Annotated in this window: 16 protein-coding genes; 6 read left to right on the forward strand and 10 right to left on the reverse strand. The window is 72.1% G+C overall.

Features of this window, described 5'->3' with window-relative positions:
• Window positions 1-12 precede the first annotated feature (12 nt).
• The 6 genes from ACS3YM_RS17935 to ACS3YM_RS17960 all read right to left on the reverse strand — a co-directional run bounded on the left by ACS3YM_RS17935 (window position 13) and on the right by ACS3YM_RS17960 (window position 5350).
• Window positions 13-1047, reverse strand: coding sequence for an adenylate/guanylate cyclase domain-containing protein (locus tag ACS3YM_RS17935; RefSeq protein ID WP_439937798.1), 1035 nt, complete (start codon window positions 1045-1047; stop codon window positions 13-15).
• A 5-nt stretch (window positions 1048-1052) separates the two neighbouring features.
• On the reverse strand, window positions 1053-1427 hold the full coding sequence (locus ACS3YM_RS17940; RefSeq protein ID WP_439937799.1) for a cyclic nucleotide-binding domain-containing protein: 375 nt from the start codon (window positions 1425-1427) through the stop codon (window positions 1053-1055).
• 92 nt (window positions 1428-1519) lie between these two features.
• A complete protein-coding gene (locus ACS3YM_RS17945) occupies window positions 1520-2761 on the reverse strand; it encodes an arginine deiminase (protein WP_439937800.1) in 1242 nt (413 codons plus the stop codon).
• A gap of 9 nt (window positions 2762-2770) precedes the next feature.
• On the reverse strand, window positions 2771-3910 hold the full coding sequence (locus tag ACS3YM_RS17950; protein ID WP_439937801.1) for a GNAT family N-acetyltransferase: 1140 nt from the start codon (window positions 3908-3910) through the stop codon (window positions 2771-2773).
• Complete coding sequence (locus ACS3YM_RS17955; protein ID WP_439937802.1) at window positions 3892-4497, reverse strand: TMEM165/GDT1 family protein; 606 nt, start codon at window positions 4495-4497, stop codon at window positions 3892-3894. Before ACS3YM_RS17955 ends, ACS3YM_RS17950 begins: the two co-directional genes overlap by 19 nt.
• A gap of 16 nt (window positions 4498-4513) precedes the next feature.
• Complete coding sequence (locus ACS3YM_RS17960) at window positions 4514-5350, reverse strand: prephenate dehydratase (protein WP_439937803.1); 837 nt, start codon at window positions 5348-5350, stop codon at window positions 4514-4516.
• Window positions 5351-5419: 69 nt separating this feature from the next.
• On the opposite strand from ACS3YM_RS17960, the gene ACS3YM_RS17965 reads away from it, so the two are divergent.
• Complete coding sequence (locus ACS3YM_RS17965; RefSeq protein WP_439937804.1) at window positions 5420-5812, forward strand: DUF4446 family protein; 393 nt, start codon at window positions 5420-5422, stop codon at window positions 5810-5812.
• A 15-nt stretch (window positions 5813-5827) separates the two neighbouring features.
• Here the strand turns inward: ACS3YM_RS17965 and ACS3YM_RS17970 are convergent, their stop codons facing one another.
• Window positions 5828-7402 (reverse strand): YegS/Rv2252/BmrU family lipid kinase, encoded by a 1575-nt coding sequence (locus ACS3YM_RS17970; RefSeq protein ID WP_439937805.1) that lies wholly within the window; start codon window positions 7400-7402, stop codon window positions 5828-5830.
• 59 nt (window positions 7403-7461) lie between these two features.
• Here ACS3YM_RS17970 and serS point away from each other — a divergent pair, with 59 nt between their 5' ends.
• From serS to ACS3YM_RS17995, 5 genes are read left to right on the forward strand one after another with little or no spacing between them, the layout of a single operon-like run.
• Window positions 7462-8727 carry a serine--tRNA ligase gene (gene serS / locus ACS3YM_RS17975; protein WP_439937806.1) on the forward strand — a complete coding sequence of 422 codons (1266 nt, stop codon included), beginning with the start codon at window positions 7462-7464 and terminating at the stop codon, window positions 8725-8727.
• A complete protein-coding gene (locus ACS3YM_RS17980; protein WP_439937807.1) occupies window positions 8720-9550 on the forward strand; it encodes an HAD family hydrolase in 831 nt (276 codons plus the stop codon). The genes serS and ACS3YM_RS17980 overlap by 8 nt, the downstream gene beginning before the upstream one ends.
• Window positions 9550-10359 (forward strand): Cof-type HAD-IIB family hydrolase, encoded by an 810-nt coding sequence (locus ACS3YM_RS17985; protein WP_439937808.1) that lies wholly within the window; start codon window positions 9550-9552, stop codon window positions 10357-10359. The genes ACS3YM_RS17980 and ACS3YM_RS17985 overlap by 1 nt, the downstream gene beginning before the upstream one ends.
• Window positions 10360-10405: 46 nt before the next feature.
• Entirely contained in the window at window positions 10406-10978 is a 573-nt protein-coding gene (locus tag ACS3YM_RS17990) for a hypothetical protein (protein WP_439937809.1), read from the forward strand.
• On the forward strand, window positions 10975-11550 hold the full coding sequence (locus tag ACS3YM_RS17995) for a hypothetical protein (RefSeq protein ID WP_439937810.1): 576 nt from the start codon (window positions 10975-10977) through the stop codon (window positions 11548-11550). The genes ACS3YM_RS17990 and ACS3YM_RS17995 overlap by 4 nt, the downstream gene beginning before the upstream one ends.
• Here ACS3YM_RS17995 and ACS3YM_RS18000 read toward each other — a convergent pair whose 3' ends face one another.
• Genes ACS3YM_RS18000 through ACS3YM_RS18010 form a run of 3 tightly spaced genes read right to left on the reverse strand, consistent with a single transcriptional unit; the run spans window position 11551 to window position 13531 of the window.
• Window positions 11551-12186 carry a bacterial proteasome activator family protein gene (locus tag ACS3YM_RS18000; protein WP_439937811.1) on the reverse strand — a complete coding sequence of 212 codons (636 nt, stop codon included), beginning with the start codon at window positions 12184-12186 and terminating at the stop codon, window positions 11551-11553.
• A gap of 48 nt (window positions 12187-12234) precedes the next feature.
• Window positions 12235-13203 (reverse strand): NAD(P)H-quinone oxidoreductase, encoded by a 969-nt coding sequence (locus ACS3YM_RS18005; protein ID WP_439937812.1) that lies wholly within the window; start codon window positions 13201-13203, stop codon window positions 12235-12237.
• A 4-nt stretch (window positions 13204-13207) separates the two neighbouring features.
• The gene (locus ACS3YM_RS18010; protein ID WP_439937813.1) at window positions 13208-13531 is read right to left on the reverse strand and encodes a DUF6457 domain-containing protein; all 324 of its coding nucleotides are present in this window, start codon (window positions 13529-13531) and stop codon (window positions 13208-13210) included.
• Window positions 13532-13582 lie beyond the last annotated feature (51 nt).

Below are 13582 nucleotides of genomic sequence, written 5' to 3' on the forward strand. Positions count from 1 at the left end.
TCATGTCCCGGGTCAGTCGTGCGGCCGCGGTCTCACCCGCCAGGCCTCGAGGTGGTCGAACCCCTTCGCGGAGACCCGTCGCAGCCGGCGCCAGCGCCAGTCCGTGTCGCCCGGCTCGTCGTCGTCCTCGCCCGCCTCGTCGGCCGTCAGGGCGTCGTGGACACCCGCGTCGACGAGCACGGTGCCCGGGCGGGCGGCGGAGGTCAGGCGTGAGGCCGCGTTGACGGTCGAGCCGAACACGTCCCCGAGGCGGCGTACGACGGGTCCGTGCGCGATGCCGGCCCGCACCGCGGGGAACGGGTCGTCCGGGTCGGCGCCGCGCCCGGTCAGGGTGAGGGCGATCGTGACGGCGGCGGCGGGGTCCGCGACGGTGAAGAGCACCTCGTCACCGATGGTCTTGATGACCTGGCCGGAGTGGTCGACGACGAGCGTGGTGGTGTCCTGCTCGAAGCGGTCCACCCACTCCACGAGCTCGGCGCCGTCGAGGCTGCGGCTCTGGGTGGTGTAGCCGACGATGTCGACGAAGCAGACCGAGAGCCGGGTCTCGGGCTGGGTGAGCACCGAGGTGTCCTCCAGGAGGTGCCCGGCCGCGCTGGCCAGGTGGCGACGCCAGACGTAGGTCTGCAGGGCCTCGACCCGCGGCAGCACGTCGGTGGCCAGCGAGGTCAGTCCGGCCGCCGGGTCTCCTTCCTGCACCGCCAGCCCGGCGAGGAGGGTGGTCTGCCACTCCGCCAGCCGCGCATAGCTGCGGCCCCACGTGCGCACGAGCGCGGCCTGGGAGTCCGGCGGGAGGATCCCGATGTCGACGAGGTCGGCGGAGAGCCGCAGCGCCTCCACGTCGCTCTCGGCGAAGGCGACGTCGTCGTCGTGGTGGTGCGGGAAGCCGAGCTGGTGCCAGAGCGTGACGGCCAGGTCGAGGGGCACGCCCGCGCGCTCGGCGACCTGCACCCGGGTGAGGGTGGGCTCCTGGCCGAGGAGGTAGGCCTCCAGGGCGCGAGCGAGGTCCGCCGGTGCGTCGGAGGCGGGCGGCGCCGGCTCCGCGCCCACCCCGGTCAGCTCCCCTGGAGGCGTCCGGCCGCTGCGGCGCGCAGGGCGGCGCCGAAGGCCGGGACCTCGTCGGCGAGCTGCTCGATGCGCTCGCTGGTGAAGTGGACCACCTTGAGCGGGGTCACCGCGACCACGGTGGCCGTGCGCAGCGTGCGGTTGACGATGGCGCTCTCGCCGACGACGGCGCCCGGGCCGAGGGTCGCGATCTCCACGCCACCCTTGCGCACCGACACCTCGCCCTCGGTGATGAGGTACGCCTTGTCAGCGGGGGTGCCCGCCGCGATGGGCGACCAGCCCTGCGGCACGGTGAGGGCCTTGCCTGCGGCCAGGACGCGCTCGGCGTCGGCGGGCTCGAGGGCATCCAGGATGGATTCAGTCATGCCCGTCCAACGATCCACCGCGACGAACGTGATGCCGGGTCTCGATACGCCCGGCTCGTCCCTCGCCGGGCACTCGACCACCGAGGGGGGCCTCAGTCGACGGGCAGCGGCTCCCGGGAGATCGGGCAGCTCATGCAGCGCGGGCCCCCGCGACCGGAGCCCAGCTCGGAGCCGGCGATGCGGACGACCTCGATGCCGGCGTCCTCGAGCCGGTCGTTGGTCTCGTCGTTGCGCTCGTAGGCCACCGCCACCCGCGGCGCCAGGGCCAGGGTGTTGTTGCCGTCGTCCCACTGCTCGCGCTCGGCCGTCACCGGGTCGAGGCCGGTGTCGATCTGGTGCAGCGTGTCGATCTGCATGGCCTTGGCCGCGGCGACGAGGAACGGCTCGGACTCGCTGACGCTGAGGGTCAGGTCGGACTCGTCGGAGCCCTGGTCGCCGAGGGTCACGGTCACCGCGCGCAGCGTGTCGGCGACGTTGGGGTACATCACGACCTTGTCGACGTCGACCATCGTGCAGACGGTGTCGAGGTGCATCGTCGCGCGCTCCTGCGCGATCGGCACGGCCAGCACCGTGTGGGCGAGGTCGGCGTGGAAGACCTGGCGGGCGAGCCGCTCCACGCCCGCGGGCGTCGTACGCTCGCCGACCCCGACCGCGATCACGCCGGGCGCGAGCAGGAGGACGTCGCCGCCCTCGACGTGCTCGTTGTGCCAGCCGTGGATCTTGCGGGTGCCGGCGAAGCGCGGGTGCTCGGTGTAGATCAGCTCGGTCAGCTGGGTCTCGCGCTTGCGCGCCGGCATCGCGAGGCTGGTGACGGCGACGCGGTCGCGCACCCACACGCTCGAGTCACGCGTGAACAGCAGGTTGGGGAGCGGGTCGACGAGGAAGTCGTGCGGGTCGAGCAGGCTCGTCACCAGGCCGTGGCCGCCCTTGACCTCGTCGTTGCGGATGCCGGCGGTGAGCACGTCGGTCAGCGCGGCGGGCGACAGCTCGCGCAGCGCCTGGGCGAGGTAGCGGCGCATGGTGTCGCCGAGGTGCAGGCCCGACAGGGCGCTGGTGATCGCGTGGTTGCGCGCGAGCTCGCTCTCGAGGGTCTCGGTGAGCAGCTCGGTGAGGTAGAGGACCTCCACCCCGCGGCTGCGCAGGGTCTCGGCGAACGCGTCGTGCTCCTCCTGCGCCCGGCTCACCCACGGGATGCCGTCGAAGAGCAGCCGGTCGTTGTTGCGGGGAGTCAGGCGCTTGAGCTCGTTGCCGGGGCGGTGCAGCATGACGGTGGCCAGGCGACCGACCTCGCTGTCGGCGCCGTGCGGGGCGCCACTGCTGATGGGGTTGGACATGTCGCGACTCTAGTGGCGGCGCCACTCCTCGGCGAGGAGGGCGTACTCGAACGAGTCGGTCCAGGTGCCCTTGGACCAGAAGTCGCGGCGCTTGTGGGACTCGCGCCGCATGCCGAGCCGCTCGCAGAGGGCGGCCGAGCGGTCGTTGCGGGCGTCGAGGTTGGCGACCACGCGACGCAGCCCGTAGTCCTCGAAGGCGAGGCGCAGGATCTCGCGGGCGGCCTCGGTGGCGTAGCCGTGCCCGGCGTGCTGCGGCAGGATCGTCCAGCCGATCTCGCCCTCGTTGAGCCCGGTGCCCTGCAGGACCAGGATCGAGTCGCCCACGACCTCGCCGTCGTGCTCGACGACGAGGCCGACGAAGCGCCCGTCGCCGGGCTCGGTGCGGCGGCGGACCATGTCGGCGACCTCGGCGCGGTTGAGGGTGCCGGTGAGCAGCAGGCTGGTCCACTCCTCCGAGGCCCAGGCGTCGACGAAGGCGTCGGTGTCGGTGGGCCGGAACGGGCGCAGGACGAGCCGCTCGGTGCGCAGCGTCCACGCAGGCGAGGGCGGGGTGAGGAACTCCGTGCGCGGGGCCTCCACCCACCGCTCGCGGACCGTCGGGCCGCCGAAGCGGAGCCGGTCGTAGGCCGTCATCGGTCGCAGCAGGGAGTCCAGCCCGGGAACGGCCAGCACGCCGTCGACGGCCTCGCCGAGCATCCCGCGCCCGATCGGGTCGTGGCGGTCGCGGCGCAGCAGCTCGACCGCCGCCTCGGCCTCGGCGACGCGCTCGGTCCTGGCCTTGATGCGGGCGGGCGTCACCTCGTGGAGGCAGACGTACTGCCCGGACAGGTAGTGCCCCCACTCCGCCTCGCCGGTGGCGGGGTCGTCCTCCCAGAACGCGACGAACCACCTCCGCAGCCGGTCCACGCCGCCGGCGACCGCGACCAGGTCGCCGTGCGTCGCGGGCACCATCGGCGTCCCGTCGCCGAGGACGTACGACGGCAGGGGCAGGCGGTCGGGCAGCATGAGGGCCAGCGCCTCGGGCGTGGCGGCGACGAAGCCGTCGCGGACGTAGGCGTCGTCCTCGGGCGTCATCGGGTGCTCCCCGTTGACCGCGAGATAGCGGTCGCGGACCGCCTCGAGCGTGCGCCTCAGCGCGTCATCTCCCACACGGTCAACCCTGCCATCAACACGCAGACCGTCGCACCCACGTAGTGCAGCACCGACTCCTTCACGTGCTGCAGCAGCACCCGGCCGACGATGACGGCGAGCCCGGAGACCGCGAGGAGCGCGCCCCAGGCGCCGAGGAAGACCGACAGCGGGGCGTCGTACTTCGCGACCAGCGAGATGGTGAGGAGCTGGGACAGGTCGCCCCACTCGGCGGCGAAGAGCACCAGGAACGAGGTCACCACCACCTTGAACCCGTGGGCGGTCACGTCGGACTTGGCGGCGTACTCCTCCTCCTGCTCGGCCTCGTCCTCGTCGGCCGAGCGCGCCTCCCGGACCAGGATGACCGCGCCGATCAGGAACATCAGCGCGGCGATCGTGTGGATCAGCTGCTCGGGCAGGAACGAGGCGACCTTGCCGACGCCGACCGCGACGCCGGTCTGCACGAGGAAGGCGAGCGCGACCCCGATCCACACGAAGAGCGGTCGCATCTTCGTCGACATGACGAGCGTCGCGATGAAGGTCTTGTCGGGCAGCTCGACGACGAAGATGGCGCCGAAGGCGAGGGCCACGACCAGCAGATCGATCACCGGGGGAGTGTCTCAGTCACTCCGCGCGGAAGGGGTCGGCGGGGTAGACGCCGAGGACCTTGACCTCCGTGGTGAAGAAGGCCAGCTCCTCCAGCGCGTTGTGCACGCCCGGGTCGTCGGGGTGGCCGTCGACCTCGGCGAGGAACTGGGTCGCGGTGAAGTGGCCGCCGACCATGTAGCTCTCGAGCTTGGTCATGTTGACGCCGTTGGTCGCGAAGCCGCCGAGCGCCTTGTAGAGCGCCGCGGGCAGGTTGCGGACGTTGAAGATGAACGTCGTCACGACCGGCCCTTCGCCGCGCGGCGCCTGCTCGAAGTCGCGGGAGAGGACCACGAAGCGGGTGGTGTTGTGGTCCTCGTCCTCGATCTCCTCGCGCAGCACCTGCAGGCCGTAGATCTCGGCAGCCAACGGTGGGGCGATCGCGGCCTGGGTCACGTCGCCGGACTCGGCCACCTCGCGGGCGGCGCCGGCGGTGTCACCGGCCACGACGGGGGTGAGGCCGAGCTCGCGGATGACGCCGCGGCACTGGCCGAGCGCGTGGACGTGGCTGTGCACGGTGCGCAGCGAGTCGATACTCGCCTCCGGCAGGGCCATCAGGGAGAACTGGATGCGGAGGAACCGCTCGCCCACGATGTGGAGGTCCGACGTCGGGAGGAAGTGGTGGATGTCGGCCACGCGCCCGGCAATGGAGTTGTCGATCGGGATCATCGCGAGGTCGGCGTCGCCGTTCTCGACGGCCGCGAAGGCGTCCTCGAACGACGCGCACGCCCATGGCTCCCAGTCGGGGTAGGCCTGCTGGCAGACCAGGTGGGAGTTGGCCCCGGGCTCTCCCTGGTAGGCGATGCGGCGGCTCACGTCGGCGAGTCTGGCACGACCGGCCGTGTCCGGCCGGCCGTGACCGCCCCCCGAACATAGGCTCCCCCCATGCTCGATGTGGTCGCCGTCGTCCTGGCCGTGCTGGCCTGCGTGCTCGCTGCGCTCGCCCTCCGTCGTACGCCCCGACGCCCCGCCGCTGACGGCGTCGACGCCCTGCCCGAGGACGTGCACGGCCTCCGGCAGGAGGTCGCTGCCCTCAAGGCCGAGAACGCCGACGCGCTGCGCCACCTCTCGGTCGTGCGCTACGACGCCTTCGGCGACGTGGGCGGTCACCTCAGCTGGAGCCTGGCGCTGCTCGACGATGCCGGCCACGGAGTCGTCCTGACCTCGATCCATGGCCGGAGCGAGGCCCGCACCTACGCCAAGTCGATCTCCTCCTGGTCCTGCGAGCAACAGCTCTCGCCGGAGGAGGAGGAGGCGATCGAGCACGCCCGTCCCTGAGGCCGGACGGGGCGCTCAGCGCGGGACGCGCACCAGCAGCCGCCCGTGGATGCACTCCATCCAGAGCTCGCGGCCCTCGCCGATCGAGTCGCCGTCGAGCTGGCGCGGGGTGTCCGCGGAAGCCTTGACCCGGACGCGGGAGCCGGTGCGGCGGTCGAGCGTCTCGTCGACGATCGTGCTCTTGCGCAGCACGCGCATCGCCACCGTGATCCACGACAGGAACTGCCGCGGGTGGATGATCACCACGTCGAGGATCCCGTCGTCGATCGTCGCGTCGGGCAGGAGCGGCATCCCGGCCTGGAGGAAGCCGACGTTGCCGACCACGACCGTGCGCGCCCGGTGCACCGTGGGCTCCTCGTCATCGACCTGGACCTCGACCCTGATCGCCGGGAACATCAGCGACTTGAGGCCGGAGATGATGTAGGCGACCCAGCCGATCTTCTTCTTGATCTCCTCGTTGACGCCCTCCATGATCGCGGCGTCGAAGCCCATGCCGGCCATCACCATGAAGTGGCTGTCCTCGATGTTGTCGCCGCCCACCCGGACCAGGTCGATGGCCCGGTCCTGGCCGTTGAGGGCGACGTCGATGGCCGAGCGCAGGTAGAGCGGGATGTCGAGGTTGCGGGCCAGCAGGTTGCCGGTGCCGGCGGGGATGATGCCCACCGGGATGCCGGTGCCGGCGAGCTCGGCGCAGACCTCGCGCACCGTGCCGTCGCCGCCGCAGACGATCACCAGGTCGGCCCCCGAGACCGCGGCCTTCTCGGCCATGCCGGTGCCGGGGTCCTCGATCGTCGTGTACTGCCAGGTCGGCTCGGACCAGCCCGACTCCTTGGCCATCTCGCCGACGATCGAGCGGAACTGGCCGACGTCCTCGACCTTGATCGGGTTGAGGATCACGGCGAGCCGGCGCTGGGACGCGTAGACCTCGGGCAGCGGCTCGGCCTTGGCGGCGGTGGAGCGCGGGCGCGGGTCGATGAGGGCCAGCGCGAGGAAGAAGAACCCGAAGCCCAGCAGGGAGCCGGCGATCACGTCGGTGGGGAAGTGGCGGCCGAGCAGGACGCGGTCGAGGCAGACGACGAGCCACCAGCCGACGGCGAGGGTGATGCCGAGGCGGCGCAGGCTGGCGCGTCGTACGAAGAGCGACAGCAGCATGGTCAGGATCGCGGCGTACGCGGCGGTCGAGGACGCGTGGCCCGAGGGGAAGCTGAAGGAGTTGAGCAGCCCCAGGTCGCCCTGCCACTCCGGCCGGTCACGGCCGAGCCACACCTTGAGGGCCGAGGTGGCCAGGGAGGTCGCGATCATGACGACCGCGGCGAACAGCGCCGCCCAGCGGTGCCGGCGTACCAGCAGGCCGACGACGAGCAGCACCGTCAGGATCGTCATGCCGGCGGTGCCGAACGCGATCTCGATCCCGCGCAGCACGTCGATGACGAGGGAGGAGTTGTCCGCCCAGTCCTCCAGCTGCTTCCCCTCGACGTCGAAGGCGTCCAGTGGCGCGCGGTCGCCGGTCACCAGGTAGCCGAGGACGGAGAAGAGGACGAGCGAGACGCCGGCCCAGAGGAGGTTGCGGGTGCGGGAGGCAGGAGTCACCCGCGAAGTATGCCCAAACCGGGTCGTTTCCCCGATCTCCCGACGGCTAGCCTTTCCACATGATCGACCCTCGCCTCCTCCGTGACGACCCCGACCGCGTGCGCGCCGCCCAGGCCAAGCGCGGTCTGTCCGCCGACGTGGTGGACCGGGCGCTGGAGGCCGACTCCGCGCGGCGGCAGGCGATCGCCGACTTCGAGTCGAAGCGGGCCGAGCAGAAGGCCAGCGGCGCGCTCGTCGCGAAGGCGCAGGGCGAGGAGAAGCAGGCCCTGCTCGCGCAGGTGAAGGAGCTCGCGGCCGGCGTGAAGGCGGCCGAGGCCGCCCGCAACGAGGCCGAGGCCGCGTGGGACGAGGCGATGAAGGCGATCCCCAACCCCGCGGCCGACGAGGCTCCGGCCGGCGGCGAGGACGACTTCGTCGTGCTGGAGCACGTCGGCACCCCGCGCGAGTTCGACTTCGAGCCCCGCGACCACATCGAGCTCGGCAAGCTGCTCGGCGCCATCGACCTCGAGCGCGGCGCCAAGGTGAGCGGCTCGCGCTTCTACTTCCTCACCGGCATCGGCGCCCAGCTCGAGCTGGCGCTGGTCAACATGGCGATGGACCAGGCGCGCAACGCCGGCTTCACCCAGGTGATCGCCCCGTCGCTGGTCAAGCCGCGGGCGATGGAGGGCACCGGCTTCCTCGGCCAGGCCGCCGACGACGTCTACCGCATCGAGGGCGAGGACCTCTACCTCGTCGGCACCAGCGAGGTCGCGATGGCGGCCTACCACTCCGACGAGATCCTCGACGCGGGCTCGCTGCCCCGGCGCTACGCCGCGTTCAGCCCCTGCTTCCGCAAGGAGGCCGGCTCGCACGGCAAGGACACCAAGGGCATCATCCGGGTGCACTGGTTCGACAAGGTGGAGATGTTCGTCTACACGACCGTCGAGGAGTCGTACGCCGAGCACCAGAGGCTGCTGGCGTGGGAGAAGGAGTTCCTCGACAGGCTCGAGGTCGCCTACCGGGTCATCGACGTGGCCGCCGGCGACCTGGGCCTGAGCGCGCAGCGCAAGTTCGACTGCGAGGTCTGGATCCCGACGCAGGGCAAGTACCGCGAGCTGACCTCGACGTCCAACTGCACCGACTTCCAGTCGCGCCGCCTCGACATCCGCACCCGCGAGGACGGTCAGACCGTGCCCGTGGCCACGCTCAACGGCACGCTGACCGCCATCACCCGCACCATCGTCGCGATCCTCGAGACCCACCAGAACGAGGACGGCTCGGTCACGGTGCCGCAGGCGCTGCGTCCCTACCTCGGCGGACTGGAAGTCCTGAAGACCCTTGGCTGACTGGATCCCCCGCGTCGTCGCCCTCGACATCGACGGCACGCTGCTCAAGTGGGTCGACGGTCAGACCGAGCACTACGAGACGATCACGCCCGAGGTGTACGACGCGGTGCACCGCGCGCTCGACGCCGGTGCGCACGTCGTCCTCGCCAGCGGCCGCTCGCCTCACGGCATGACGACGATCGCCGACCTGCTCCACATCCCGCGCGAGGAGGCCGACCAGCTGTGGGTCGTGGCCTCCAACGGCGCCGTGGTCTTCCGCTACCCGCCCATGGAGGTCGTCCACGAGGAGACCTTCGACGCCGCGCCCGCCGTCGCCGCCGTGCTGGAGCACCACCCCCACGCGCTCGTCGCGGTCGAGGAGCGCGAGGTCGGCGGCTACCGGGTCAACCGGGTCTTCCCGGACGGCGAGCTGTCCGGCGAGCAGATCATCACCCACGTCGACGACATCGTCGGCGAGCCGGTCAGTCGTGTGATCGTCCGCGACCCCGAGGCGACCGCCGACGACTTCATCGAGCTCGCCGCCAAGCTCGGCCTGCACGGCACCGACTACGTCGTCGGGTGGACCGCGTGGCTCGACCTCTCGCCGGTGGGCGTGTCCAAGGCCTCCGGCCTCCAGCACGTGTGCGACAAGCTCGGCCTCTCGGCCGCCGACGTCCTCGCCATCGGCGACGGGCGCAACGACATCGAGATGCTGAGGTGGGCCGGTCGCGGGGTCGCGATGGGCCAGGCCGTCGACGAGGTGAAGGCAGCCGCGGACGACGTGACGGCCACCGTCCACGACGAGGGCGCGGCGGTCGAGATGGCGCGGTGGTTCCCCGCCTGATGCCTGAGCTCCCCCGGCTCGTCGCGACCGACCTCGACGGCACCCTCCTCCACTCCGACGGCACCGTCACCGCGCGCACCCGGGCGGTGCTCGACGTCCTCGACGCCCGCGGCGTGCCCGTCGTCTTCACCACCGGCCGCCCGATCCGCTGGATGGCGGACCTGTGGGAGGCCGTCGGCGGCCACGGGCTGGCCATCTGCAGCAACGGCGGGATCGTGTACGACGTCGCGCGCCGCGAGGTGCGCACCGCCCGGACCATCCCGGCCGAGGTGCTGCTCGACGTCGCCGCCCTGCTCCGCGCGGAGGTGCCCGGCACCGTCTTCGCGCTCGAGAAGACCACCGGCTTCGCGCGCGAGCCCGGCTTCATGCCGCGACTCAAGGTCAACCTCGCGGACGACGTCGCGCAGGGTTCGTTCGAGGACATCGTCGACGACACCGTCGTCAAGCTCCTGGCCCGGCACGAGGACCTCGAGGCCGAGCCGTACTGGCAGCGCGTCGCCGACGTCGTGGGCGAGCAGGTCGTCACGACGTGGTCGTCGGTCGGCACCCTCGTCGAGATCAGCGCCGCCGGCGTCACCAAGGCCACGACCCTCGCCTCGATCGCGGCCGAGATGGGCCTCGGCCCCGAGGAGGTCGTCGCGTTCGGCGACATGCCCAACGACCTGCCGATGCTGGAGTGGGCCGGCACGTCCTACGCCATGGCCAACGCCCACGCGTCGGTGCAGGCGCTGGCCGACCACCTCGCGCCGAGCAACGACGACGACGGTGTCGCCGCGGTGCTCAGCGAGCTGTTCGCCCTGCCGGGGTGAGCCCGCCGACTCGGGCCTGATGCCCCTGCTCGCTAGGCTGACCGCCATGTTCCGTGCCCTCCACGTCGCCGCCGCGATGCTGCTCGCGTGCCTGGGCCTGGTCCTCACGGTCAGCTCCCCGGCCTCCGCCGCCTGCACCTGCAAGCAGGGACAGCTCGAGCAGCAGGTCGGGCGGGCGGACGTGGTCTTCATCGGCACGGTCGACAACGTCGAGACCGCGGGCAACGACCAGACCTACGACATCACCGCGTCACGGGCCTACCAGGGCATGCCGGAGCGGTCGACGCAGGTCTTCTCCGCCGGGGGCAAGAAGGCGTGCGGCCTCGGCAAGCTCGGCGTCGGCACCACCTACGTCTTCTTCGCCACCGGCACCGAGGCGCCCTACGACGCCGACAGCTGCGGCGGCACCAGCGTCGCCAACCCGACGAAGGTCCAGAAGGTCGAGAAGCTGCTCGGCGAGGGCACCCCGGTCGAGCCGCCCCCGCCGCCCACCGCCACGCTGACCCGGGTCGAGGACTCGCCCCCGGCCGGCCTCGCGCGCACGGCGGCCCCGGGCGCTGCGGCCGCGCTGATCGGCCTCCTCGGCCTCGTCGTCGTACGCCGCCTGTCCCGGAGATGACAGCCCGGCTGGTCTCTCGCCTGGTCTCTCACCTGGGCCCTGCCCTGGTGGTGCTGGTGGGCGGGCTGCTGCTGGTGCCGGCCAGCCCTGCCGCCGCGTGCTCGTGCGTGCGCGACCAGCCTGCCGAGCTCGCCGTCCACGCCGACGTGGCCTTCACCGGCGTGCTGCAGGAGCAGCGCGCCGACGACGAGGACGTCGCGCACCGCTTCCGCGTGCAGACGGTCCACGCCGGTGACGTGCACCGCATCCAGGACGTGGTCACGCCCCGCGGCGGGGAGGCTTCGTGCGGGATCGAGTGGGAGACCGGCGCCGACATGGTGGTGCTGGGCTACGTCGACGAGGAGGGCCGGGTCGCGGCCAACCTCTGCACCGGGAGCGCCGCCCGCACCGATCCGTCGTACGACACCGTGCTCGGGGCGCTCGGCGAAGGAGCCGCCCCGTTGCCGGGCAGGTCGGTGGTGGAGCTGGACCGGTTCCGGCGCGAGGACCTGCGGTGGTTCTCCCTGGCGATCGGCGTCATCGGGCTGACGGCGCTGGCCGTGCTCGCCCGCCGCCGCCTCCGCTCGAGGTAGTCAGAGGTACATGCCGCTGCGGCTGCCGCCGGTGTCGTCGCTGTCCTCGGTCGGCACGTTGGGCATGCCCATGTGGGCGCTCGGCGCGTGGCCCCCACCGGCCGGGAGGGCGCGACGCATCTGCTCGAGCTGGGCTCGCGAGGCCATCTGCTGGGCGTAGATCGCGGTCTGGATGCCGTGGAAGAGGCCCTCGAGCCAGCCCACGAGCTGGGCCTGCGCGATCCGCAGCTCCCCCTCGGAGGGGGTGCCCTCCTCGGTGAACGGCAGGGACAGCCGCTCGAGCTCGTCGACGAGCTCGGGGGCGAGCCCGGTCTCGAGCTCCTTGATCGAGGCGGCGTGGATCTCCTTGAGGCGCTGGCGGCTGGCCTCGTCGAGCGGCGCGGCCTTCACCTCCTCGAGCAGCTGGCGGATCATGCTGCCGATCCGCATCACCTTGGCGGGCTGCTCGACGAGCTCGGTGATGTGCCGCTCGCCGTCGCCGTCCGGGTCGTCGCCACCGGACGCCTGGGTCATCTCCGGGAGCGCGCTCGCCGGGATCGTGCCGATCGGCTGGCCGTCAGGTCCCACGACCACGACCACGTCCTCCTCGGACGTGGTGGTGCTGGCGCTGGGCTCGGGCTGCTGCTGCTCGGTCATGCGGCCAACCCTATGACCTCCGCGGTGGCGCCCGGGTCGAGCGGTGTCTCAGAGGGTGAGGACGATCTTGCCGGCGTGCGCGCCGTCCTCCATGAGCTGGTGCGCCCGGGCGACGTCCTCCAGGGGCATCGTGGTCTCGACGATCGGACGGATGGCGCCGGCGGCCACGAGCGGCCACACGTTCTCGACCACGCCGCAGCAGATGGCCGCCTTCTCCGCCCGGGGACGGGCCCGCAGGGTGGTGGCCGTGACGGAGGCACGCTTGCGCAGCAGGGCGTTGATGTCGAGCTCACCCTTGCTGCCGCCCTGCATGCCGATGATCACCAGGCGTCCGCCGGTGGCGAGCGCGGCGACGTTGCGGCCCAGGTACTTCGCGCCCATGTTGTCGAGGATGACGTCCGCACCGCCCGCCTCGGAGAGGACCTCGACGAAGTCCTCCTCGCGGTAGTCGATGGCCCGGCTCGCGCCCAGCGACCGGCACAGCTCGAGCTTCTCCGGCGACCCTGCGGTCGTGAAGACCTCGGCGCCGCGCGCGGCGGCCAGCTGGATCGCCATCGTGCCGATCCCGCCCGCTCCGCCGTGGACGAGGAAGCGCTCGCCCTTCTGCAGGTGGGCGGTCATGAAGACGTTGGACCACACCGTCGCGGCGACCTCGGGCAGCGCCGCCGCCTCGACGAGGCCGACGCCGGTGGGGACCGGCATGACCTGGCCGACGGGCACGGCCACGCGAGCGGCGTACCCGCCACCGGCGAGCAGGGCGCAGACCTCGTCGCCGACCGTCCAGCCCTCGACGCCCTCGCCCAGCTCCGCGACCCGGCCGCTGCACTCGAGGCCGATGATGTCCGGGGCCCCGGGCGGCGGCGGGTAGAACCCCTGCCGCTGCAGGGTGTCGGCGCGGTTGACCGCGGTCGCGACGACGTCGATCAGCACCTCGCCGGGTCCGGGGCGCGGGTCGTCCACCTCGCCGACGGACAGGACGTCGGGGCCACCGGCCTCGGTGGCGACAACAGCTCGCACGCGATCAGTCCTCGTAGAGATCGGACGAGTGGTCGACCGACGAGTCGTCGGGCACCTCGTCGTCCACGTCGTCGGGGTCGGGCGCGTCGGCCGGCCGGTCCCAGCTCTCGGCGAGCTGCTGGGCGCGCGCTGCGAACTTCTCGATGGTCTCGGGGTCGGCGTCGTTGGCGCCGGCGGCCACACCGAGGAGGTAGGCCGTGATGGGCGCTGCCGTCCTCTGGACGTTGTGCGCCGCACAGCGGGCGAGATCGAGGACCAGGCCTTCGTCGACCTCGGTCTCGACGTCGAGGACATCGCTGAGCTCGTCGATCCAGTCGTGAAGGTTCACGAGCCCAATGTCTCGCACCCGACGTGCGCGCGGCAAGGGAACCGGCCCGAG

This window comes from Nocardioides sp. N13(2025) (assembly GCF_051912545.1).
Classification (GTDB): domain Bacteria; phylum Actinomycetota; class Actinomycetes; order Propionibacteriales; family Nocardioidaceae; genus Nocardioides.

What these genes read in the sequence shown, in the direction of transcription:
- ACS3YM_RS17965 (WP_439937804.1), top strand. Translation starts at nt 5,420, where the DNA reads ATGCTCGATGTGGTCGCCGTCGTCCTGGCCGTGCTGGCCTGCGTGCTC.
- ACS3YM_RS18000 (WP_439937811.1), bottom strand. Translation starts at nt 12,186, where the DNA reads ATGACCGAGCAGCAGCAGCCCGAGCCCAGCGCCAGCACCACCACGTCC.
- serS (WP_439937806.1), top strand. Translation starts at nt 7,462, where the DNA reads ATGATCGACCCTCGCCTCCTCCGTGACGACCCCGACCGCGTGCGCGCC.
- ACS3YM_RS17940 (WP_439937799.1), bottom strand. Translation starts at nt 1,427, where the DNA reads ATGACTGAATCCATCCTGGATGCCCTCGAGCCCGCCGACGCCGAGCGC.
- ACS3YM_RS17995 (WP_439937810.1), top strand. Translation starts at nt 10,975, where the DNA reads ATGACAGCCCGGCTGGTCTCTCGCCTGGTCTCTCACCTGGGCCCTGCC.
- ACS3YM_RS17985 (WP_439937808.1), top strand. Translation starts at nt 9,550, where the DNA reads ATGCCTGAGCTCCCCCGGCTCGTCGCGACCGACCTCGACGGCACCCTC.
- ACS3YM_RS17990 (WP_439937809.1), top strand. Translation starts at nt 10,406, where the DNA reads ATGTTCCGTGCCCTCCACGTCGCCGCCGCGATGCTGCTCGCGTGCCTG.
- ACS3YM_RS17945 (WP_439937800.1), bottom strand. Translation starts at nt 2,761, where the DNA reads ATGTCCAACCCCATCAGCAGTGGCGCCCCGCACGGCGCCGACAGCGAG.